Here is a 22,591-nt window from a genome sequence, read left to right as displayed (position 1 = left end):
TAATATTTTCTATGAATGTTTCACGTGAAACATTTTTAGAGAATGCACTCTAAGTGAGTTGTAATTATATCTAGCTTTTAGCACTTTACGGATTATCCTTTAAGTGATTCTTTAATTTATCCAGGATTTAAATCTCTGAATTTAGCCAGGTAAAGATCTTCCATTCTCCGCATTTCTTTCTCTTCTTCTTCTGTCTTATCCTTATATCCTGCGAGGTGAAGAATGCCATGAGCCAAGACCCTTTTTAGTTCTTCTTCATAATCTCTGGATAGAGTAGAAGCGTTGTCCGAAATCCGCTGCAAAGATACGAAAATCTCTCCGCTTATTGTTTTGCCTTTTACATAATCGAAAGTGATGATATCGGTATAATAATCATGCTGTAGATAATCCTGATTGATCTTAAGCAGATATTCGTCATCGCAGAAAATATAATTGATTTCGCCTATTTTTTTCCCTTCTGAAAGTATAATATCTTCCAGCCATTTTTGATAATCTGTACTGACAGATTCCTGTAAGTTTTCGTAAAAGAATTGTATCATTGTATTAAAACCAGTGTCCTAAAATAACACTGAATATGCCTTTTTGATTGTTTTTAAGTGAGTGGCTAAAATTGATTTTAATCTGCCCGAAAGGCGATTTATAGCCTGCGGTAAGCCCTACTGAGCTATAGTTTACTTTAACTGCATCTTCAAAATTGATGTCATCCGAAAGATTGGCAAAGCTAAAGTTACCGCTTAAGAAATAGCTTTTATTAAATTTAAACTGAAGGTCGTTGGAGATAAGAACAACATTATTAGATTTTAGCTGTGCAAAATAGAAACCTCCAAAACTCTTGAAATTGATGAGATTCTGTTCAAAAATGCCACCCAGTCTGTATTGGTAGAATTCAGGAAGATTATCGCCAATCGTAATTCCTCCGTAAAGATTAAGACGGTAGGAGAACTGCTTGGAAAGTGGAATATTGATCCTGATATCTGCTTTTACCTGGATAATTCTTTTGTCTACTTCAGACTTCAAAAGATCGATTACTTTACCTTCTGCACCGATGTAAATACCTCTGGAAGGGAAGTCCTTCTCATTTTGAGTATCGCTTTTTAAGAATACGTAAGGGTTAAGAAAACGCATGTACCTCTCATGTTCCCCGTTTATTTCGGCACCAAAGTAATCATGGCTGATCCCGCCTCCAACGGCGAATTTATCCTTCCATACAGACTGGATATAGGCTTCATTTCTGAACCATTCCCATTTATCTGCTATATTATTATCTACATTTTTCAGGTCAAAACTCATTCCGGAAGAGTAGATCCCAAATCCAGGGATATATCCATTGTCAATAAAATAGTTCAGATAATATCTCGGTTTATCACCTACAACGACATCTAAAGATAGATTTGAATTTTTAAATAAAAGACGTTTCCCCGAATAATTCAGAAGAAGTCCTGTTTTAAAAACTTCATCATAATGCAGTCCTACTTTCAAAAAGTGACGGGCTTCATCTTCTGTAACGTAGAGTTTAAGATAATTGGCGTCATTTTCAGGGATGATGTCATAGTTGATAAATCTGTAATTATTGGTTGCTACGAGTTTATCAATTTTCTTATTGATACTGCCATACGTCTGCATAGAAGGAAGACGGAGCCCCATTTTACCCAGAACGTAGTTTTTGCCATATATTTTGCCTCCATCTAAGGAAATACTGTCAATCTTATATACATTGGAATAGATGGGATTTACGCGCTCTCTAAGGCGGTCAAATGATCGTTTCGGAAGCTGGTCGAGGATATCAGTGTATTTCATGCCCTCCACATAGCCACTGTCAAGAATTTTCTTCTTATCATCGTAGCTGGTAGCGGTCATGCCCTTAAGATTCGGTTTGATATTGATGTCTGTATACTTATATTGCTTTCTGGTATCCCTTTTAATTCCGAAATCAATAACCTGATTAAGAATGGATATAATGTTGTTTAAATCGTCTCTTGTGGATAAATCCTGATTTAGGTCCACCCCAATCACGATATCGATTCCTTTGTCCTTTAAAGGCTTTGAAGGATAATTGACGGTCATTGCTCCATCTATATAGATGCTGTCCCCAATCTTTACCGGATCCATCAGAGAAGGGAAGGCCGAGCTGGCCATAATAGACTGTACAAGATCACCTTTTTCAAAGATCTCCATATTGCCGCTTTCCAGATTGGTAGCGACGCACATAAAAGGAATCGGCAGTTTGGAAAAATCATCAATATTGGAAACATTTTTGAAAAGTTCTTTGAGAAGGTAGACATTTCTTTGTCCGGAACTTATAGAGGAGGGAAGAGATATTTTCCCGTTTTTTAATGGAATGGATAAAAGATATTTATCAACGGATTTATTAAAAAAAGAAGATTCCTGTCTGGATTTCGGATCCATGATCAAAGAATAGAAATCCGTATCCAATATGATCTTCTCTATTTCTTTTCCGGAATATCCTGAAGCGTACAAGCCTCCTACAATGGCACCCATACTGGTCCCGGAAATATAATCTACTTTTACTCCCAATGAATCTAATACTTTCAGCACTCCTACATGGGAAAAACCTTTAGCTCCGCCACCGGCGAGGGAAAGGCCTATTCTTGGATTTTTTGGTATGACCAGATCCTTTTTCACTTGTGAATGGATCATCAGGAGTTGAAATACGAAGAGAAGGATCAGGAGTTTTCTCATAACTAGTCTTTTATATAAATCCGTTTCACCCGGGGTGATATGGACGTTAACACTTCATAGGTTATTGTTTTGCAGTAGCCTGCGAATTCTTTTAAACTTGGTTTTGCATTAAAGATAGTGACCGTATCACCTTCTTTTACATTGGGGATTTGATCTACATTGATCATCATCATATCCATACAAATATTTCCTACAATCGGAGTAAGGATTTTACTGACCCCTACATTGCCTACCTGGTTGCCAATCAGTCTTGGGATTCCATCTGCATAACCCACAGGAATAGTAGCAATCCTGGCGGAATGATCTGCTTTATATTTTCGGCTGTAACCTACAGATTCTCCTGTATCAACAGTTGATATCTGTGAAATTACGGTTTTAAAACTTACTACAGACTGAAGTTGTTTCTGTATTTCACTACATGGTGATTCACCAATCATTCCGATTCCTATTCTTACCATGTCATACTGATGGTCTGTATAACTTGTGATTCCCGAAGAATTAAGGATATGCCGAAGAGGAGTGTAGCCAAGCTTATCAATTAGATAACTGGAATTCTTTTCAAAAACTTCAAACTGTCTGAGGGTAAATTCCCTTTCTTCAGGCATATCAGAAGATGATAAATGGCTGAACATGCTTTGAACCTTTACATTTTTATGGCTTAAAGTCTCACTTAACTCATCCAGTTCAAAATCTTTAAAACCAAGACGGTGCATTCCGGTCTCCAGCTTGATATGAATAGGGTATTTTTTATCGTAGCCTGATTTCTGTACAGCATCATAAAACAATTCCAATACTCTGAAACTGTAGATCTCAGGTTCCAGGTTATATTCAATGATCGCTTCGTAGCTGTGCTGTTCGGGATTCATCACTATAATAGGAGTAGTAATCCCTTTTTTACGGAGCTCTATGCCTTCATCAGCATAAGCAACACCCAGATAATCAATATGATGGTGCTGCAGAAATTCGGAAATTTCATAGCTGCCCAATCCGTATGCATTTGCCTTTACCATGGCCATCATTTTCGTTCCCGGTTTCAGCAGGGATTTGTGATAGTTGATATTATGAAGAATAGCATTCAGATTGATCTCCAGAACAGTATCATGTTTTCTGAGTTCAAGGATATCTTTAAGTTTTTCAATCTCAAATTTTCTCGCTCCTTTTAATAGGATGATCTGGTTTTCAATTTCGGTAAGATGTTTACTTTCAATTAATTCCTTGGTGTCTAAGAAAGTAAAAGTTTTAGATTTAAATAAATCGCTGAACTTCGATATTTCATCACCAATAAGAAATACAGAATCAAATTTCTGATCATTCACAAGCTCTGAAACTTCTTCATAAAGTTCTTGAGAATTGGAATTAACGCCTACAATATCTGTTAAAACCAGAGATTTTTTGGATTTGTTATATTCATTCAAAAACTGAAGTGCTGTTTTCAGTGAGTCCAGATCAAGATTAAAAGAATCATTGATGATGATATTATTTTTAATTCCTTCAATAGCTTCCAGTCGCATTTCGACAGCCTTTAAAGAATTGAGTTTTTCGACGATCTTTTGATTATTAATATTGACTTCTTTTAAAACAGTGATCAAAGCCAATGCATTCGTCAACGTAGCTTCATCTCTCTGATGAACAGGGAAGGAGATTTCTTCGTCAAAATAAACCACCGTAATTTTTTCATCCTTAGAAACTGATTCTTTAATGAACACCTGATTATTCTTTTTAAGCCCGTAAGAAATTAATTTTTTGCTTGAATATAATTTGTGTATCTTTTTGTCAACCAATTCGTTGTCGCCATTGTAAATAATGACTTCAGAACCTTTAAAAAGCATGATCTTTTCATCAATAAGTTCCTCTTCAGATGTAAAATTGGCCGCATGGGCATTTCCGATATGGGTAAGCAGCCCGATCTGGGGATGAAAAATATTTTCCAGTTTTTCCATCTCGTGAGGCTTTGAAATTCCTACTTCAAAAATGCCAAGTTCGTGTGAGCTGTTAATTTGTAGCAGAGAAAGCGGAAGACCTATCTGGGAATTAAAGCTCTTCGGACTTTTTACCGTCGGAAACTCATTCCACAGACATTGATAAAGCCATTCTTTTAAAATGGTTTTTCCGTTACTTCCGGTAATTCCTATAGTTTTAATATGAGCATTCTCGAAATGGTATCGGGCCAGTTTCTGAAGAAAGTCTACTGAATTGTCAACAATAATCCATGTAATATTTTCAAACTGCGGATACTGATGCTCAGAAATGATCACGCCGATACCACGGTCTATTGCCGATTCAATAAATTTTTCACCGGAATTTTTATGCGTATTGATCGCTACAAATGCCGTATTTTTTGTTGAATAGATAATTCTGCTGTCGAACGCTATATTTCTGACCACTAAATCTTTGTCTCCAATGATTTGTGCATTGGTGATCTCTGCAATTTGTTTTACTGTATAGTTCATTGATACCCCTTCTGCTTTATTTTGAGCTTATAATGGTAAACTTTTTGAAAAAAATAAATATGACGTTTTTAAATCATATTTATTTTCAAAATTTTGTTATTTGCCTTTACAAGTTAATTTATTTTTTTGGACAATCGTAAAGACGTAAAATAATTAATAACAGATACCTTCCTAAGGTGTAAGTGATCTTATCGAAGATAAAATCCCTGCCTGCGAAAAACGGTTGATTTTCTGGGATCTTAAAATGGTCGTATATTAGAAATAACTCTGCGTCTTTGCTATTATCAACCGCTATTTAACGGCCTTATTATTTATTTTTTCTTAAAAGTACTTCGTCAATAAAAACACGCCGGCTTACTGCTTCGTAACTTTCTGTTTCTCCAAGCTCTACGAGATCATTCCCCTGGGAAGTTCTCATGGAGTAGTTGGCAAGATTACCTGTCCTCTTGCAAATAGCATGCACTTTCGTAACATATTCTGCAGTAGCCATTAAATTAGGCATAGGACCAAATGGACGTCCCAGGAAATCCATATCAAGTCCTGCCACAACGACTCTCGTACCGCTGTTGGCAAGCTGGTTGGCAATATCAACAATGCTTTCATCAAAAAACTGTGCTTCATCTATTCCCACCACATCGCAGTTAGAGGCCAGCAATAGAATTTCATTGGGATTATCTACTGCTGTACTGCGTATTTTATTCTGATTATGAGAAACAACGTCCTCGTCAGAATATCGTGTATCCAGTCTCGGTTTAAAAATTTCCACGTTCTGTCCCGCCATTTCTGCTCTTCGCAATCGTCGGATCAGCTCCTCGGTTTTTCCCGAAAACATAGAGCCACAAATAACTTCCATCCAACCACTTTGTTTGGAATGATTAATTGTATTTTCTAAAAACATTTGTTAAATTAGCCGTATATTTTTAAGATCAAAAGTAAGCAATTTTAATAAGATTCTTATTATGCAGAACATCCAAGATTTAAAGGAAAAAATTTTTTTTGAATCCAAGAATATCATTGATATCCTGGATAAAATAAACAACGTAGACGAATTACTTTCCAAGCAGGATCTTGTAGATGAGCTTGCGAACAGGATATCTTTTTTAAGATTACTTGAAAAAAATATGGAATACTTCATTACGGATCATTCCCAGCAACACTCACAAAGCCAGTATGTTTCATTGAATTTGGATGAAGGTCACGAATCTAACCATGAGGTGACGGAGGAAGAGGCCATCTTCAATAATGAGTTTAATGAAATTAATGAAAACGAAGGTGAAAATTATACTACTTCCTCAGATGAGGAAGATGAAAAATTCAACCATCAGCTTGATGAGATTGTAGAAAATGAGTTCCACGAAAATATCGTAAGTTTTGCTGAAGAAAACTACGGACAAAGCTCAATGATAGAAATTCAGGAAAAAGCAGCTCAAAATGCAGTTGAAGGGGAAGAAGATGTTTTCAATAGTCAGCTGAATGGGATCGAAGAAAATGAACCTTTCAATACCAACGAAAAAGTATTGAGTTTTGTAGATGAGGAAAGAATTCTTGCTGATGCTCAACCTGATAATGACGAAGATCTGAATGAAGATTTATTCACCACTGAAACGACAGAAGAAGAGGTAATTTTCAGTAATCAGCTTAATGAATTGGATGAAGATGAAGACAACGTTTCACATGAAACAAATGATTTAGATGATCATAAAGCCTCAGATCAAGCAAAAGAACCGACAGAAAGGATTCCAAGTATTTTTGATACTGAAATGCTGGAAGACGAAATACTGATCGAGGAAAATGAAGAGCAGTTTGTGGCATCCAATGCCATGATGGAACAGGGAGAAATGCTGACAGAAACGTCCAATGTAGACAATATTCTGAGCGAGATAAAAAACGATTTTCCTTTAGAAGAAAAAGAGGAAACCATTCTTGCGGAAGTATATGACAGAAGAAAAATTGTTGATATAGACAAACCTGTCCACGAAACAGAAAAACATGCTTCTGATGAAAGCTTCGAAGATCTCGATGCTTATCAGCAGGAGAAAAAAATAAAACTGGCCAATATCAAAGGATTGAAGGCCGTTCAGACTCTTTTTGATGACGATCCTCTGGAAAGAGAAACACCAACAAAGCAAAAACCAGTGCCTGAAGTAAAGGAAGAGCAGGGAGGTATTTTGAAAACCAACATTCCTACCAACTTTATGGAGGCAGATAAGGTAAAACCCGAATTCAGACTGGATCTGAATGACAGAATTGCCTTTTCAAAAATGCTCTTCAACGGAAGTCAGTCGGATCTGAATGAAACCGTGTCTCATCTGAACGGATTCAGGAATCTGGAAGAAGCAAAAGAGTATCTCAGCGATCTTTATTACGAGAGAAAGTGGAGTAAAGTAGATGAATATGCCCAGAGACTCTGGATATTGGTAGAAAATAAATTCTTATAATTTTGAGCGGAATCTTATATTTTGTTCCCACACCCGTTGGGAACCTGGAAGATATGACCTTCAGGGCTATAAAAGTCCTTAAAGAAGTTGATTATATTTTATGTGAAGACACAAGGACATCAGGAATACTTTTAAAGCATTATGAGATTTCCAAACCTTTAAAATCGTATCACCTTCACAATGAACATCAGGCTACCGAAAAGGTGATTGGTGATCTTCAAAGCGGACAGAATATTGCCATCATTACCGATGCAGGCACTCCCGGAATATCAGATCCTGGTTATCTGCTGGCGAGAGCAGGATCGGACAATAATATTGAAATGATATGTCTTCCCGGCGCTACAGCATTAATTCCGGCCCTTGTGGTTTCGGGACTTCCAAATAATGAGTTTCTGTTTGCAGGATTTCTGCCGCAGAAAAAAGGAAGACAGACCAAGCTTAAGCAACTTGCGGAAGAGAAAAAAACCATTGTTTTATACGAAAGCCCACACAAGATCAATACCACTTTGGAGCAGATCAAAGAATTCTTCGGAGAAGAAACAAAAGCCAGTCTGAGCCGTGAGATTTCTAAAAAGTTTGAAGAAACCAAGAGAGGAACAATCAATGAATTAATTGAATTTTCCAAAAGCAAAACTTTAAAAGGAGAGATCGTTCTTATTGTCAATAATTCTATCTAAATTCATTGAAAAACTTAGTTTTCGCACTGTGTTCGTCAGTGTGTATGGCCCAGACCAATCAGTATACAAAGATTCTTTTATCAAAAAAGACAGGAATGGAAGTTTATTCCTATTCAGAAGGATATGGTAAGATTTATGATTCAAAAAATAAGAAAGAAAGTATTGTAGATTCATTAGGAAATATCACGTTTGAATCGCCCCACAATATTTCTCAGATCTTTAAAAACCGGTTTATTCTTACAGTCAGACAATCTGATAATAAGACCAAATCTACCATCATCGATGAAAAAGGAAATCAAATCCTTCCTTTAGATGACCAGAGTTTTAATACGCCCTGGCTCAGCAAAAAATGTATTATTTCTTCAAAAGAGGGGAAAGAAGCAGTGTATGACTATAATGGAAAAGAGATCATTTCCTATTCAGATAGGATCCGCTTTGTTGCAGAAGACCGTTTTTTGGTCCTGAAAGATAAATCATGGTTTTTATATGATTTGGATGGAAAGCAGGTCAGCAACCGTGAATTTAAAGAAGATTATCACTTCGAAAATGGCAAAGCCCTGATCATCAATGAAGACCATCAAAGCGAAATCATTGGGAAAGGCGGACAAAAATTACATCAGTTTTCAGCACAGATCTACAATCTGGCTTCCTATCCTTATCTGATTACTAAAAACAGGACAACAGGAAAATATGGCTTGGTTGACGCCGATGAAAACAGACTGGCGGAAGAGATTTTTGATGATGCTGAACCGGAATATTTTGGAACAAAAGAATATGTTTATCTGAGAAAGAAAGGAAAAGCAACGGTTTTTAAAAAGAAGGACAGAAAACTTTATCCGAACAATTTCAAGTATCTTACCCCTTTATTTAATGATCTTTTCACCGTTTACAGTGATAAACTAAAGAAAAGCGGAGTGGTCAATCTTAACGGGGAAACCATTGTTCCTCAGGAATACGATTTTATACAGAGCTTCAGGATTTCAGGAAAAGACTTTATCTATCTCAAAAAGGGAAAGGAAGAAAAATTTCTGGATAAAGATTTAAACAATATTCTGGAAGAAAATACACAGATCATTGCTTTCTATCCTGACCAGCTTATCATTAAAAAGCAGGAAGCATATTATAAATTCTCTGTGACCGATCAATCTGTTTCTCCGATGAAAGACATTGTTTCCATTAAAGAGCAGGAGACGAATTTTTTCAATATCCTCAATCTTTATTCAAAACCTGTCGTATGCAGAAACACCAGCAATCTGTATGGAGTCATAGATGAAAAAGGGAAGGAGATTGTTCCTTTTATTTATGACGATATCATTGCATTTGAAAATTCTGAGAATGAAATTGTCGTAAAGAAGCAGGATAAATATGGTGTGGTGAATTTTCAGAATGAGCCTCTGAAGGATATTATTTACGATAAATACTACTGGCAGAAGGAGGTTCTCAAGCTGGATAAAGACAAAAAATCGGATGTTCTTTATTTTACAAGATTTAAAAACAGTGGCAACCGTCTTTAAAATATGATAAAAAACAGCGAAAAATTTTCACTAATTTGATGATTTGGAATGCATTGAATAACAATTTATAATATCTTTGCGGACCGTTTAATTTGTATAAAATTAAATGTACTAAATTGCCGTTTTTTTAAAGACGGAAGTATTTACTAAGAATATAATTATCAAGAGATATGATGAAACTATTAGAAGGAAAGGTAGCACTAATCACCGGAGCTACAAGAGGAATCGGAAAGAAAATTGCTGAAATGTACGCTGAACAGGGCGCACAGGTAGCATTTACCTATGCCGGCTCTGTAGATAAAGCTCAAGCATTAGAGGCGGCTTTAAGTTCTGTAACCAAGATCAAAGGATATCAGTCTGACGCGTCAGATTATGATGCAGCTCAAAAGCTCATCGATGATGTGATGGAGGAGTTTGGAAAAATCGATATTCTGATCAACAATGCAGGGATTACAAGAGATAACCTGCTGTTGAGAATGTCCAAAGATGACTGGGATCAGGTAATGAGAATCAATTTGGATTCTGTATTTAACCTTACAAAAGCGGTGATCAAGCCGATGATGAAAGCTAAATCAGGTTCTATTATCAATATGACCTCCGTAGTAGGAATCAGCGGAAATCCGGGACAATCCAACTATGCAGCTTCCAAGGCCGGAGTAATAGGATTTACAAAATCTATTGCGTTGGAATTAGGATCAAGAAGTATCCGATGTAATGCTGTAGCTCCTGGATTCACAGAAACTGAAATGACGGCAGATCTGGATGAAAAAACCCTTCAGGCGTGGAGAGACAGAATTCCGATGAAGAGAGCGGGACAGACCAAAGATGTGGCCAATGCGTGTATCTTCCTGGGAAGCGAAATGTCTTCTTACATCACAGGACAAACCCTGAACGTAGACGGCGGAATGCTGACTTAATTATAAAATAAAACAGGCTGTACATCAATTGTACAGCCTGTTTTTTATTACAAAAGATTAAAATTAAGCTCAATTTGTCAGAGCTTCTTTTTTCTAATCGTTAAAAACCTGGTTTTCCTGTTCCTGAACCCTGATAAAAGTGGTTCTCTTAGACAATTCTTTAAGTTGGGAAGCCCCCACATACGTACAGGTAGAACGTACACCACCCAAAATATCTTTCACCGTTTCGGAAACCGGACCTTTATAAACCGCTTTTACCGTTTTTCCTTCTGAAGCACGGTATTCTGCTACGCCTCCGGAATGCTTATCCATGGCTGTTTTGGAACTCATCCCATAAAAAAGGCGGAATTTCTTCCCGTTTTCTTCAATGATCTCGCCGCCGCTTTCATCATGTCCGGCGAACATTCCACCCAGCATCACGAAATCTGCGCCTCCGCCAAAAGCTTTGGCCACATCTCCGGGAACTTTACAGCCTCCGTCGGCAATAATATGTCCTCCAAGACCATGTGCTGCATCAGAACACTCAATAATTGCTGAAAGTTGCGGATATCCGACTCCTGTTTTTACCCTCGTTGTACATACCGATCCGGGCCCGATGCCTACTTTAATAATATCTGCGCCTACCAGTAGAAGCTCTTCCACCATTTCTCCGGTCACAACATTTCCTGCCATGATGATCTTGTCAGGGAAATTAGCCCTTGCTTTCTTCACAAATCCAACGAAATGCTCAGAATAACCATTCGCTACATCGATGCAGAGAAACTCGATTTTTGGGTGCTTTTCAAGGATCACTCTTAGCTTCTCTTCATCAGCTTTTCCGGTACCTGTACTTAATGCAATATATTGATGGATGCTTTCAGGCTGGCTGTTTAAAAACTCGCTCCATTCCTCAGGAGTATAATGCTTGTGAACGGCTGTAATAATTTTGTCTTTGGCCAGTTCTACGGCCATTTCAAAAGTTCCTACCGTATCCATATTCGCTGCGATCAGGGGAACACCTCTCCATTTCTTTTTCGTATGCTTGAAGGTAAACTCCCTTTCGAGATTCACTTCTGACCGGGATTTTAATGTAGAACGTTTGGGACGGAACATTACATCCTTGAATCCAAGCTTTATATCATATTCTATTCTCATAATCTGGAAAAAATTAATAAGAATAAATGTAGGGAAAACTTTCAAGGGAAAATGGAAAAGGGGAGGTTTTATAAATTTTTTAACCTGCTTTTGAAAAAGTGATGATGCTTGAAGCCTGGAAAGGAAAATTTCTGAGGTAAACAGAATTACTTGAGCGTGAAATTAGTGATTGGTACAATAAAATGAAGGGTGAGAATTTATGAAATATATGAAAAAGTAAAGGGCTGAAAAATTAGCTTTTCACGCCCCATAAGTTGATCGTTCCACGATGTATAAAACCAAGTTTCTCATACAGTTTTTTGGCTCCTGTATTACTTTCTGCAACATGCAGAAAAGGCGTTTTATTATCTTCAAAAATCTTTCCGGAAACAAAAGCCACCAATTGCCTGGCTAAACCTTTTCCCAGATGATCTGTACCGGTGATCACTGCGCTTACTTCCGTCATATCATTCATCTGCATTCTTTCGCCGGTAACTGCAGCAAGTTGATGATCTTTAAAAATACCGAAATACCGTCCTAATTCAGGAGTTCTTGATTTAAAGTAGTAAGGATAAAACTTCATAATGAAAGCCAGAAGTTCCTCATGATTTTCTTGTTTCAGTTCAATAATTTCCTCAGTGAAATCCATCTGAATAGGATTTTCCAGGACATATTGATCACAGACAAGCCTGGAAAGATCAGTCTTTAGATTTCCAAGATCCGGTTGAGCTCCGAAAATCAGAAAATCATCACAGATTTTTGCATAGTCTGTGATGTCTTTTTCTCTTGAAAGCTCTGCTGCTCCGCCAAAAGAGGCTACTTCAGGATTATAAAATTTCGTTTCTCCAAAATTGAAGCAGAACTTTTCATGATATTCATTAAGGGAATGATAAACAGGATTGTCTAGCTTCTCGTACATCAGTCAAATTTCATTACTTCCTCAAGCGTTTTCATGTATTCATAAGCAGTAAGATCGAACTTTACGGGAACGATTGAAATATATCCGTTGGCCAATGCTGTTTCGTCAGCATCTTCAGACTCATCCATATTGTTGAAATATCCTGTCAGCCAGTAGTATTTCTTTCCATGAGGATTCACTCTTTCGTCAAAGCTTTCTTCCCATTTTGCATTCGCCTGCTTGCAGACCTTCACGCCTTTAATTTCTCCAGCCGTTAGTTTCGGGATATTTACATTAAGTACAATTCCTTTTGGCATTGGATTTTCAAGCGTTCTTTTTACTATATTCTGGATATAATCTTTGGCTTGTGAAAAATCAGCTTCCCAGCTAAAATCCATGAGTGAAAATCCGATCGCAGGAATTCCTTCTACACCTGCTTCAACAGCGGCAGACATCGTTCCGGAATAGATCACATTAATGGAAGAATTCGCGCCGTGATTAATTCCTGAAACCACGATATCCGGTCTTCTCGTCAGGATCTTGTCAAGAGCCATTTTTACGCAGTCAACAGGCGTTCCGCTGCATGAAAAATCAGTCTGCGGACCATCAAGCGTTACTTCTTCGTAGCTTAAGGTAGAATTGATTGTGATAGCGTGGCCTTTTCCACTTTGGGGAGAGTTAGGAGCAACGACAATAACATCTCCTATTTCGTTCATAAATTGTATAAGGTTTCTGATACCTGGTGCGGTAATTCCATCATCATTAGTAACCAGAATAAGCGGTCTTTCCATAAAATAAGTTTAATTTTAGCATAAATTGCTCAGATAAGGACCTTTCCTCTGTCTTTTTTGACAGAAAAGAAAAATTCCCACCCTTCAAATTTAATTAAAAAGTTTTGAAGATAAATGCAATTTCATAAAATATACGTTTGTCCCGGACAGGAAAAAGAATGAAAAAGCAATGGTGGAAAAGAGTCTTTTTAATAGGTTTAAGATTGTATTTAGCCTAAACTTATCTGATGAATAAATATTTGGAATTCACTAATGATCAACAGATCGGGAAAATATTAAGAATTGATTCAAATGGTTTATAATCTGTTGATTATAAGTTCAGTAATTCAATAAGTTTCAAATAACAGTTATTGCACTGCCCCGCTTTTAATAAAAAACATTCAAAACTATCCGATAATTGTAAATAAGGTATTAAATTTGATAGTTTGTAACAGCGAATTAATTGCTGCTACTAATTGTAGTATATATTTTTAAAAAAATCAATAAATAAAGACAGTTTATGTGGAAAAATTTCAAACTGAATAAATTTTTACTCCTAATTCCATTGACAAGTCTAATGTTTTGTTTCAACTCGCCAAAGAATGACGATGAAAAGATGCAGACGATCATGGTGAGTGTAAAGAATACACTTTCTTATTTACATTACAGCCCGAAACCCATCAATGATGCCTATTCCAAGGACGTTTATAAACATTATTTTGAGCTGGTAGATCCCGCAAAAAGATATTTCCTTCAGTCGGATATGGACGAATTCGGCAAGCATGAAACAAAGCTTGACGACTATATCAGTCAGGGAGATCTGATGTTCTATAAACTGACCATCGACAGATTGTATCAGAGGGTAGATGAAATAGATAAGATAACTCAGGATATTTTCAGCAAGCCCATCAATCTTCAGGAAGAAGAATCACTGACGCTTGAACCGAAGCTTAAAAAAGTACCTGCCAATAAGCAGGAACAGTATAATGAGTGGAGAAAATATATTAAGTATAATATTCTTCAGGAGGTTGAGTCTATGAACAGCAAAGAAGAAGCTCAGAAAGAGAAGAAAGATTCTGTTCAGAAATACAAGTTGAAAGATACGATCAAGTATCAGCCGCTTACCCAGGATCAGAAGATCAAAAAGGCAACTGATGAAGTGAAAGACCTTGTAAAAGACACCTTCACAAGGTTCAAAAAGAGAAAGAAAATGGATTGGTTTACCGTATATATGAATGCATATACAGAAGTTTTCGATCCGCACACAAACTATTATTCTCCAAAAGATAAAGAAGATTTTGATACTCAATTCACTGGAAAAGTGATTGGTATCGGAGCTATTATTCAGGAGAAAAAAGGAAATCTGTATCTCGGGGCTTTAACGATTGGTGCGCCAGCCTGGAAATCTAAACAGCTTTCTGAAGGGGACAAGATCTTAAAAGTAAAATCGAAGCCGAAAGATGACGCCGTCAATGTTGTAGGAATGCTTTCAGATGAGGCAGTAAGACTGATCAGAGGAGAAAAAGGAACACCTGTAACCCTTACTGTTCAGAAAAAAGACGGAACAACAAAAGATGTTACCATGATCCGTGAGGAAGTAGCGATTGAAGATACCTTCGCAAGAAGTATTGTAGTGAACTCTCCAAACGGCAAGAAATACGGATTTATCAATTTACCAAGCTTTAATGCTGATTTTGAAGATGCTAAAGGAAGAAATGCTTCGGACGACATCAAAAATGAAATCATTAAACTGAAAGGACAGAATATTGAAGGAATTGTTCTTGACCTTAGAAATAATGGAGGAGGATCATTAACTGAAGTAGGGGATATCATGGGACTTTTCATGGATGCAGGACCTTATGTTCAGGTAAAAGACGGTAACGGAAAGATCCAGACTTTGAAGAATAAAAATGAAACGCCTATCTGGACCGGACCATTGGTGATTATGCAGAATGAACTTTCCGCTTCAGCTTCTGAGATCCTGGCAGGAGTAATGCAGGATTACGGCAGAGCAATGATCATTGGTTCGCCACAGTCATTCGGAAAAGGAACCGTACAGACTTTTGTAGATCTGAACAGATTCTTAAATACAGAAGATGATTTCGGATCTTTAAAACTGACGATTCAGAAGTTCTACAGAATCACAGGAGAATCTACGCAGAGAAAAGGAATTGTTTCTGATATCCAGATGAAAGATTTCTTTACCTATGCAGAAGTAGGAGAGCGATATGATGATTATGCCTTAGCATGGGATAAAATTCCTGGGACTGCATTCAAAAAACTGAATTACTTTAATATTCAGGCTTTAGAAAAAGCAAGTGCCGACAGAATGGCTAAAAATAACAACTATCAGCTTCTTCTTGAATCTGCCCAGTGGAGAGAAAAGCTTGATAAAGAAGAAAACATCACGCTTAATATCAATAAGTTCAATGAACTGATGAAGCAGAGAAAAGCTCAGATCGAAAAATTCAAAGCTTTAAGCAAGTTTGAGAACGGTCTTAAGTTCACGATGTTCCCTGGCGAAATCGAAAGGGAGAAAAAAGATGAAGCTTTCAAGAAAAAATCTGAAATGTGGATCAAAAATCTCAAAAAAGATCCATACCTGCAGGAAGCAATGAATATCGTTTCCGATATGGGAACAAAATCATAAAAACAAAAAAACCGCTGATGGAAATCAACGGTTTTTTTTATGGCATAGAGGTATTATTTAATTTCTACACATCCCACTCTTCCTCCTGCATTTCCTGTAGGTTGGGTATGGAAGTCATCTGCCGCAGCATGGATGATAAGGCCTTTTCCGATGATGTTTTTAGATTCATCCGTACATCCAAGACACCATTTATTCGTTTTGAAAGTAAGGACTGCTTTTCCACTCTGGTCAGCCGTTAAATTTCCTATATCTCCCATATGAAAATGCTCAGCACCCCACTTTCCGTGGTCGTCTTTAGCTGGATTCCAGTGCCCTCCTGTAGAAGTTCCATCCGCTGCAGAGCAGTCGCCTTTTTCATGGATATGTACGGCATGAATACCTGGGGCAAGACTTGTTACTTCAAGTTTCATGATCACCTCTTCTCCTTTTTGGGTAAACTTGGCGGTTCCGCCAGTCTGTGTTCCACTCTTAGCGTTGACATTGTACGTTTTTGTCGTGCAGCATGAAGCCGCTAAAAACGCACAACCCGCCAATAGTCCTAATGTTTGTACTTTCATTTAAATGATTTTAAAGTGATTATACCGTTAAATTTATAAAACATTTTCCGAAACACTTTATGATTTCAATCCTTTTTTCAAAAACAGCAATATAGGACAAGTGAAATTCTGTGTATCTTGATACCTTTACCCATCAGCACCTTTTTAAAATGGAAGAACACAAAAAAAGAATCATAAAAGCGATCCGTTATATTGATAATCATCTGGAGGATGATCTCTCTTTGGAAAAAATTGCAGAAATCGGGATGTATTCTTCCTTCCATTTTCACAGGATATTTAAGCTTATTACCGGAGAGACGCTCCAGAACTATATCATAAGAAAGAAAACAGAAAAAAGCGCCTTTTACTTATCTGTAAAGAAGGATATGAAAATGAAAGAGATCTATCTTGATCTTGGATTTTCCAATCATTCTGTATTCAGTAAAACTTTTAAAAAATACTATGGAATGGCTCCTTCTGCATTCCGGAACTCAGCTCCCGAAACGTTTCACAAGATTTTACAGATATCTGGCAAAAACGGACACGTTGATACAGTTTTCAGTCAATACATTTGCCATGTCGAAAACCTGTTAAAATGGACAAAAATGAATTTAAAGATTGAAGTAAAAGAACTGCCGGAAATGAATCTGGCTTCAGTAATGAGTTTAGGAGTTGCCCATGTGGAATCTTCTTTTAATGTGCTCATAGAATGGGCGAAAAATAAACATTTATTTCCCCGTGACAATGTCAAAATGATTTCCGTGTACCATGACAGTTTCAAAGTAACTCCCGCTGACAAGGTAAGAATTCATGCGTGTATGCTTTTGGATGAAAAACTGGAGGAGCAGAATGGAGTTGTTTTTTCAGAGACCACTGATGCCGGGAAATATATTGTAGGAAGCGGAGAATGTACACTTGATGACTTCGAACAATGCTGGGTTTCCCTGTTTTTATGGATGAATGAGCATCACTATTCCATGAGAAAATCGTTCCCTTTTGAGATCTATCATTCAAATTTTAAAGAACATCCCGAAGGTAAAATGCAGGTAGATTTCTGCATCCCCATTCACTAATTTACCATTCAGTGGTCAAAGTATGCCTTTCAGTAAAATTTATTATAAAGAAAGGCCTGTTGCGTCCTATTTTTGATCCGAAAATTAACTCCATGAACACACAAGGAAAAAAACTTTTACTTCTGATTGCATTTCTATCCTTTATTGCAGGATATTCGCAGATTAAGATCTCAGGAAAGGTCACTTTTAAAAGTAAAGGGGTCAATGAAATCAATGTAACCTTAAAAGACACCTATGATGGGGCTACCACTGATGCACAGGGAAACTTTTCTTTTGAGACCTCAGAAAAAGGAAATCATGTTCTGACATTTACCCATCCCAAGTACCAGAATGTTGAAAAATCAATAGTAATTGATCATCAGGATATTTCAGTCAATGCGGAACTTAAAGAACAGATCAGCGAGATCGATGCGGTCGTCGTTTCTGCAGGTTCTATAGAAGCCAGTGACAAGAAGAGAGCCACCGCATTGCTTACTCCAATTGATATCTACACGACGGCAGGAGCTGATGGCCAGATTTCTTCGGCTTTAAATTACCTTCCGGGCGTTCAGAAAGTGGGCGAAACAGAAGGGCTTTTCATCAGAGGAGGAACAGGAACAGAGTCCAAGATCTTTATGGATGGAAGCCTGATCAACAATTATTTTTCCAACTCCGTTCCGGGAATTGCAGGAAGAGACCGTTTCAATACCTCTCTTTTCAAAGGGAATGTTTTTTCAAGTGGCGGATATTCTGCATTATACGGTCAGGCGCTTTCAGGCGCGCTGATGCTGGAAAGTGTAGATCTTCCTGACCAGAGTTCTTATGATCTGGGAATTTCTCCTATTTTTCTGAATGCAGGATTTCAGAAACTCAGTGATGATAAAACCCATTCTTTCGGAGCGAGTTTAGGCTATTCACTGCTAAGTGTTATGCAGAAGGTTTTTAATTTTAATACAGACTTTATCAATGCTCCACAAGGCTTAAACGGTGATTTTAATTTCAGAATCAAAACCAAATCCGGGGGATTTTTCAAATACTATGGAATGTATGACTCCAACAAAATGGGAGTGCGAACAGAAGGATTAGAACCGGGATATGATTTTGCTCTTATAAGGCTGAAAGGAAAGAATACGTACCACAACCTCTCTTTTAAACAGAAATTCGGGAAGTATCTTCTGAATGCAGGAACTTCTTATTCTTACAACAGATCGGACCTTAACTTTTCTACAGAAAAGAATGACATCGAGTCAGAAGCAACGAAACTATTAACAGATGGAAATTATATTAATTTTAAAGCTGTTCTTGAAAGGAAAATGAATAAAATCAGTGCGTTAAGAGCAGGATTTGAAATGAATAATACAGATGAAAAACTGAACTTTGGACAAGTACAGAAAGATTATAAAGATCTGATATCCGCTGCTTTTGTAGAGACAGATCTTGGATTCAGCAATGCATTGTCTGCAAAAATAGGACTAAGGGCAGAGCATTCTTCTTTTCTGGAAAAAAGTAATATTGCTCCACGTTTCGCGCTGGCTTACCGCCTTGCAAAAGACTGGACGACTTCCTTCGCCTACGGATTGTTTTATCAGAATCCTGAAAGTAAATACATCAACGGACCGGCAGATCTTGACTTTCAGAAGTCACAACACTATATTTTCCAGGTTCAAAGATCATCAGAAGGAAGAAACCTTCGTTTTGAAGCTTTTTATAAAAAATACGACCAGCTGATCAAGACCTATAATATCACGCCGAATAAGGAACAGAATCAGCAGGTACAAACTGCTTTGAACAATAATGGTTACGGATACGCCAAAGGACTGGAACTTTTCTGGAGAGATAAAAAGACGCTTGAAAACATTGATTACTGGATCAGTTATTCCTTCCTTGATTCAAAAAGAGACTTTACCAATTATCCGGTAAGCTTAAGGCCAAATTTCGCTTCTGCCCATACTCTTTCTGCTGTTGCCAAAAGATTTATTCCGGAATGGAAATTAGGGGTCAATTTATCTTATACCTATTCTAAAGGACGCCCTTACTATGACATTGCAACGAAAACGGAAAACAGCAATGTGGTCAATTACATCAGAAATGAAGGGAAATTAAAAGACTACAATGCCCTTAATATCAGCTTTGATTATCTTCCAAACCTGGGAAAGAAAGATGCGAAAGCGTTTACTGTTCTTGTATTAAGTGTTTCCAATGTTTTAGGATCAAAAAATATTTACGGCTATAATTTTTCTCTCGACGGAACGAGAAGCTCATCCGTAGTTCCACCAGTCAATACCTTTGTATTTGTGGGAGCCTTCATTAGCTTTGGAGTAGACAGAACCCAGGATGCCATCAATAATAATTTATAAATAGAAACAACGAATGTCACAATCATTACAAAATACATAACTTCGGATTTACAATGAACTAACTTTAAAAAATTGATACAATGAAAAAATACCTATTAAGCTTTGCTTTAGCTTTTATGAGTTTAACAGCTTTTGCACAGACAGATTACGAAAAAATAATGGCTGAAAAAATCGCCAAAACAGAAACATGTAAAACGCCTGAAGAGTTTCAGACATTAGCGAACGATTTTCAAAGAATTGGAAGCAAAGAAAGTTCAAAATGGCTTCCTCCCTATTATGCTGCATTTTCACAAATTCAAAAAGGAAGACTGATGATGAGAAGCGGAAATATGCAGGCGCTGGATGAAACCGCTGAACAGGCAGATAAATATTTGGCAAGTGCTCAAAACCTTGCCGGAGCGGATAATGCAGAGATCCATTTGTTGAGAAAAATGGCAGCTTCTCTAAGAATGATGGTAAACCCTCCTCAGCGTTACATGACCGATGGTGCTAAAGCTACGGAAGAACTTGGTATTGCAGAGAAATTGGATCCGGCGAACCCAAGAATCGCTCTTATCAAAGCAGAAGACATTTATTTCACACCTGAACAGTACGGCGGCAGCAAGACAAAAGGAATGGAAATGTTTAAAGAAGCACTGGCAAAATTTAACGCCTATAAGCCAAAAACATCTTTAGATCCTAACTGGGGTAAAGCAGAAGCGGAATATTTCCTGAGTATGCAGGAAAAATAACAATAGAATTCAGGCCTTCCTAACACGGAAGGCTTTTTTATTCCATTCAGAAAGAAAAAGATGCCCTTCAGTAAATAATAATTTTTGATACCTTTATTAAAGACTAATTTTGAACCAAGAAAATGAATAATGAAACGTAAAGGACTTATAATCTTACTTTGGGTATCGTTGGGAACAGCGTTATTTTTCTTCTTATTTTTTACAAAAGAGAAGAATTTCCACAATTTTTTGATTTCGCTTTCGATCTCTACCATGTATTCTTTTGTTCTGGGATGCGGAAATGGTTTTATTAATGATTTTCTTAATAAAAAGTTTCCCTGGTCTGAAACAACAGGAATAAGAACTGCCTTAAGTGTGGTTTCTATCATTGCAGGTAATTTTATTCTGGTTTATGTATGCAACTATATCAATTTTGTTGAGATTCAGCAAGTGGCTACAGCGGAGGCCTTTTTTTCTAAAGAATATGCTACGACCAACTGGTTCATGATCAATATTGCTCTTCTGATTTCGGCGTTTCTTCATGCAAAAGGATTCATGGAAGAGCTCAAGAAGACTTCCAGAAAAGAAGTGGTGGAACAGAAGCTGATCGCAAAGTCGGCCAATGCACAGTTTGAAAGTCTGAAAAATCAGCTGGACCCTCATTTTCTCTTTAATTCTTTGAATGTTTTAAGTTCTCTTATTGATGAAAATCCAAATCAGGCGCAGAAGTTTACGGCCTCTATGTCAAAGATTTACCGGTATGTACTTGAACAGAAAGATAAAGAGCTGGTAACGGTGGAAGACGAAATCGAATTTGCGAAAACCTATTGTGACCTCTTGAAAACCAGATTTGAGGACAGTGTAGATTTTATTTTTGATGTAAAAAAAGAAGAATACAAAAGGTATGTAGTGCCGTTATCACTTCAGCTGTTGCTGGAAAACTGTATCAAACATAATTTTGCTACCTCTTCAAAACCTTTAATCATCAAAATATTTTCAGATAACGATACGCTTTGTATTGAAAATAACCTCCAGGCAAGAGAGCAGATGAAGGAAAGTGCCGGAATTGGACTGGCTAATATTGTTCAGCGTTATGCCCTTCTTACCAAAAAGAATGTTTTCATTGAAAAATCGGCTGATTATTTTAAAGTAAAAGTTCCGATTCTATCCAGTAAACCCAATACAATCAGCGTAAAAACTGAAGATGACGACGAATCCTACGAAAAAGCTAAAAAAAGGGTAAAGGAGTTGAAAAGCTTTTATGGAAATCTGATTTCCTACTGTACGATCATTCCCTTTTTGATCATTTTAAACCTGATTACCTCTCCTAAAAATCTTTGGTTTTATTTTCCGATGCTGGGATGGGGAATTGGGGTGATTTCTCATGCATTTCAGGTTTTTGGGGTTGGAGAATCCTGGAAGGAAAAGAAGATCAGGGAAATAATGAATAAACAAAAAAATAGAGATAATGGAAATTTCTGATGAAAATAATATCCGTTACGAGCAGGCCAGAAGGCAGGTAGAGCGGTTGAGAGGGTTTTACGGACACTTATTTGCCTACATTGCCGTGAATGCAATGATTGTGGTTTATAATATCAGGCATTTGGAACCAGGAGAAAGCTATTTTCAGTTCAAAAATTTCTTTACAGCTACATTCTGGGGAATAGGTCTGGCCGCTCATGCGATAGCGGTTTATTTACCCAATATTGGCTTTGTAAGAAACTGGGAAGAAAAGAAAATCAGGAAACTGATGGAAAAAAATAAAAAGTAAATGGTTGTGGAATGATGAGGTTCAGAAACCGATTGATG

General features: G+C 37.2%; 18 protein-coding genes. 10 read left to right on the top strand and 8 right to left on the bottom strand.

The window, feature by feature from the left end; genetic code table 11:
* Positions 1-116: 116 nt before the first annotated feature.
* The 4 genes from ybeY to EG346_RS06405 all read right to left on the bottom strand — a co-directional run bounded on the left by ybeY (position 117) and on the right by EG346_RS06405 (position 6,048).
* Positions 117-539 (bottom strand): rRNA maturation RNase YbeY, encoded by a 423-nt coding sequence (gene ybeY, locus EG346_RS06420; protein ID WP_123877516.1) that lies wholly within the window; start codon positions 537-539, stop codon positions 117-119.
* A gap of 4 nt (positions 540-543) precedes the next feature.
* The gene (locus tag EG346_RS06415) at positions 544-2,700 is read right to left on the bottom strand and encodes a patatin-like phospholipase family protein (RefSeq protein WP_073328450.1); all 2,157 of its coding nucleotides are present in this window, start codon (positions 2,698-2,700) and stop codon (positions 544-546) included.
* Positions 2,701-2,702: 2 nt separating this feature from the next.
* Positions 2,703-5,150 (bottom strand): bifunctional UDP-N-acetylmuramoyl-tripeptide:D-alanyl-D-alanine ligase/alanine racemase, encoded by a 2,448-nt coding sequence (locus EG346_RS06410; protein ID WP_123877513.1) that lies wholly within the window; start codon positions 5,148-5,150, stop codon positions 2,703-2,705.
* Positions 5,151-5,457: 307 nt separating this feature from the next.
* Positions 5,458-6,048 (bottom strand): thymidine kinase, encoded by a 591-nt coding sequence (locus EG346_RS06405; protein ID WP_123877510.1) that lies wholly within the window; start codon positions 6,046-6,048, stop codon positions 5,458-5,460.
* 61 nt (positions 6,049-6,109) lie between these two features.
* Between EG346_RS06405 and EG346_RS06400 the strand changes: the two genes are divergently transcribed.
* The 4 genes from EG346_RS06400 to fabG all read left to right on the top strand — a co-directional run bounded on the left by EG346_RS06400 (position 6,110) and on the right by fabG (position 10,696).
* Complete coding sequence (locus EG346_RS06400; RefSeq protein WP_123877507.1) at positions 6,110-7,588, top strand: DUF8457 domain-containing protein; 1,479 nt, start codon at positions 6,110-6,112, stop codon at positions 7,586-7,588.
* 2 nt (positions 7,589-7,590) lie between these two features.
* Positions 7,591-8,265: a 16S rRNA (cytidine(1402)-2'-O)-methyltransferase gene (rsmI, locus tag EG346_RS06395; RefSeq protein WP_073328440.1), complete on the top strand. Its 675-nt coding sequence runs from the start codon at positions 7,591-7,593 to the stop codon at positions 8,263-8,265.
* Positions 8,266-8,270: 5 nt separating this feature from the next.
* Positions 8,271-9,779, top strand: a complete 1,509-nt coding sequence (locus tag EG346_RS06390; protein ID WP_123877504.1) for a WG repeat-containing protein — start codon at positions 8,271-8,273, stop codon at positions 9,777-9,779.
* Positions 9,780-9,952: 173 nt separating this feature from the next.
* Positions 9,953-10,696, top strand: a complete 744-nt coding sequence (gene fabG / locus EG346_RS06385; RefSeq protein ID WP_034724743.1) for a 3-oxoacyl-[acyl-carrier-protein] reductase — start codon at positions 9,953-9,955, stop codon at positions 10,694-10,696.
* A 93-nt stretch (positions 10,697-10,789) separates the two neighbouring features.
* Here fabG and EG346_RS06380 read toward each other — a convergent pair whose 3' ends face one another.
* The 3 genes from EG346_RS06380 to surE all read right to left on the bottom strand — a co-directional run bounded on the left by EG346_RS06380 (position 10,790) and on the right by surE (position 13,498).
* Positions 10,790-11,830, bottom strand: coding sequence for a GMP reductase (locus tag EG346_RS06380; RefSeq protein ID WP_073328435.1), 1,041 nt, complete (start codon positions 11,828-11,830; stop codon positions 10,790-10,792).
* A gap of 232 nt (positions 11,831-12,062) precedes the next feature.
* Positions 12,063-12,728, bottom strand: coding sequence for a GNAT family N-acetyltransferase (locus EG346_RS06375; RefSeq protein ID WP_123877501.1), 666 nt, complete (start codon positions 12,726-12,728; stop codon positions 12,063-12,065).
* Positions 12,728-13,498, bottom strand: coding sequence for a 5'/3'-nucleotidase SurE (surE, locus tag EG346_RS06370; protein ID WP_073328429.1), 771 nt, complete (start codon positions 13,496-13,498; stop codon positions 12,728-12,730). Before surE ends, EG346_RS06375 begins: the two co-directional genes overlap by 1 nt.
* A gap of 499 nt (positions 13,499-13,997) precedes the next feature.
* Here surE and EG346_RS06365 point away from each other — a divergent pair, with 499 nt between their 5' ends.
* Positions 13,998-16,127, top strand: a complete 2,130-nt coding sequence (locus tag EG346_RS06365; protein ID WP_123877498.1) for a carboxy terminal-processing peptidase — start codon at positions 13,998-14,000, stop codon at positions 16,125-16,127.
* Positions 16,128-16,180: 53 nt separating this feature from the next.
* Here the strand turns inward: EG346_RS06365 and EG346_RS06360 are convergent, their stop codons facing one another.
* Entirely contained in the window at positions 16,181-16,684 is a 504-nt protein-coding gene (locus EG346_RS06360; RefSeq protein ID WP_123877495.1) for a superoxide dismutase family protein, read from the bottom strand.
* A 149-nt stretch (positions 16,685-16,833) separates the two neighbouring features.
* Between EG346_RS06360 and EG346_RS06355 the strand changes: the two genes are divergently transcribed.
* From EG346_RS06355 to EG346_RS06335, 5 genes are all read left to right on the top strand, one after another.
* Complete coding sequence (locus EG346_RS06355; RefSeq protein WP_123877492.1) at positions 16,834-17,736, top strand: AraC family transcriptional regulator; 903 nt, start codon at positions 16,834-16,836, stop codon at positions 17,734-17,736.
* 92 nt (positions 17,737-17,828) lie between these two features.
* Positions 17,829-20,072: a TonB-dependent receptor gene (locus tag EG346_RS06350; RefSeq protein ID WP_123877489.1), complete on the top strand. Its 2,244-nt coding sequence runs from the start codon at positions 17,829-17,831 to the stop codon at positions 20,070-20,072.
* Between the two features lie 80 nt (positions 20,073-20,152).
* The gene (locus EG346_RS06345) at positions 20,153-20,803 is read left to right on the top strand and encodes a hypothetical protein (RefSeq protein ID WP_073328419.1); all 651 of its coding nucleotides are present in this window, start codon (positions 20,153-20,155) and stop codon (positions 20,801-20,803) included.
* 129 nt (positions 20,804-20,932) lie between these two features.
* Positions 20,933-22,264 (top strand): 2TM domain-containing protein, encoded by a 1,332-nt coding sequence (locus tag EG346_RS06340; protein WP_123877486.1) that lies wholly within the window; start codon positions 20,933-20,935, stop codon positions 22,262-22,264.
* Positions 22,251-22,553, top strand: coding sequence for a 2TM domain-containing protein (locus EG346_RS06335; RefSeq protein ID WP_073328414.1), 303 nt, complete (start codon positions 22,251-22,253; stop codon positions 22,551-22,553). The genes EG346_RS06340 and EG346_RS06335 overlap by 14 nt, the downstream gene beginning before the upstream one ends.
* Positions 22,554-22,591: the final 38 nt, after the last annotated feature.

This window comes from Chryseobacterium carnipullorum (assembly GCF_003815695.1).
GTDB lineage: Bacteria > Bacteroidota > Bacteroidia > Flavobacteriales > Weeksellaceae > Chryseobacterium > Chryseobacterium carnipullorum.
This window is presented reverse-complemented; position numbering and strand designations above follow the sequence as displayed.

Bases quoted from the DNA above. Each gene is read 5' to 3' on its own strand.
- ybeY (WP_123877516.1), bottom strand. From the start codon at position 539: ATGATACAATTCTTTTACGAAAACTTACAGGAATCTGTCAGTACAGAT.
- EG346_RS06415 (WP_073328450.1), bottom strand. From the start codon at position 2,700: ATGAGAAAACTCCTGATCCTTCTCTTCGTATTTCAACTCCTGATGATC.
- EG346_RS06410 (WP_123877513.1), bottom strand. From the start codon at position 5,150: ATGAACTATACAGTAAAACAAATTGCAGAGATCACCAATGCACAAATC.
- EG346_RS06405 (WP_123877510.1), bottom strand. From the start codon at position 6,048: ATGTTTTTAGAAAATACAATTAATCATTCCAAACAAAGTGGTTGGATG.
- EG346_RS06400 (WP_123877507.1), top strand. From the start codon at position 6,110: ATGCAGAACATCCAAGATTTAAAGGAAAAAATTTTTTTTGAATCCAAG.
- fabG (WP_034724743.1), top strand. From the start codon at position 9,953: ATGAAACTATTAGAAGGAAAGGTAGCACTAATCACCGGAGCTACAAGA.
- EG346_RS06380 (WP_073328435.1), bottom strand. From the start codon at position 11,830: ATGAGAATAGAATATGATATAAAGCTTGGATTCAAGGATGTAATGTTC.
- EG346_RS06375 (WP_123877501.1), bottom strand. From the start codon at position 12,728: ATGTACGAGAAGCTAGACAATCCTGTTTATCATTCCCTTAATGAATAT.
- surE (WP_073328429.1), bottom strand. From the start codon at position 13,498: ATGGAAAGACCGCTTATTCTGGTTACTAATGATGATGGAATTACCGCA.
- EG346_RS06365 (WP_123877498.1), top strand. From the start codon at position 13,998: ATGTGGAAAAATTTCAAACTGAATAAATTTTTACTCCTAATTCCATTG.
- EG346_RS06360 (WP_123877495.1), bottom strand. From the start codon at position 16,684: ATGAAAGTACAAACATTAGGACTATTGGCGGGTTGTGCGTTTTTAGCG.
- EG346_RS06355 (WP_123877492.1), top strand. From the start codon at position 16,834: ATGGAAGAACACAAAAAAAGAATCATAAAAGCGATCCGTTATATTGAT.
- EG346_RS06350 (WP_123877489.1), top strand. From the start codon at position 17,829: ATGAACACACAAGGAAAAAAACTTTTACTTCTGATTGCATTTCTATCC.
- EG346_RS06345 (WP_073328419.1), top strand. From the start codon at position 20,153: ATGAAAAAATACCTATTAAGCTTTGCTTTAGCTTTTATGAGTTTAACA.
- EG346_RS06340 (WP_123877486.1), top strand. From the start codon at position 20,933: ATGAAACGTAAAGGACTTATAATCTTACTTTGGGTATCGTTGGGAACA.
- EG346_RS06335 (WP_073328414.1), top strand. From the start codon at position 22,251: ATGGAAATTTCTGATGAAAATAATATCCGTTACGAGCAGGCCAGAAGG.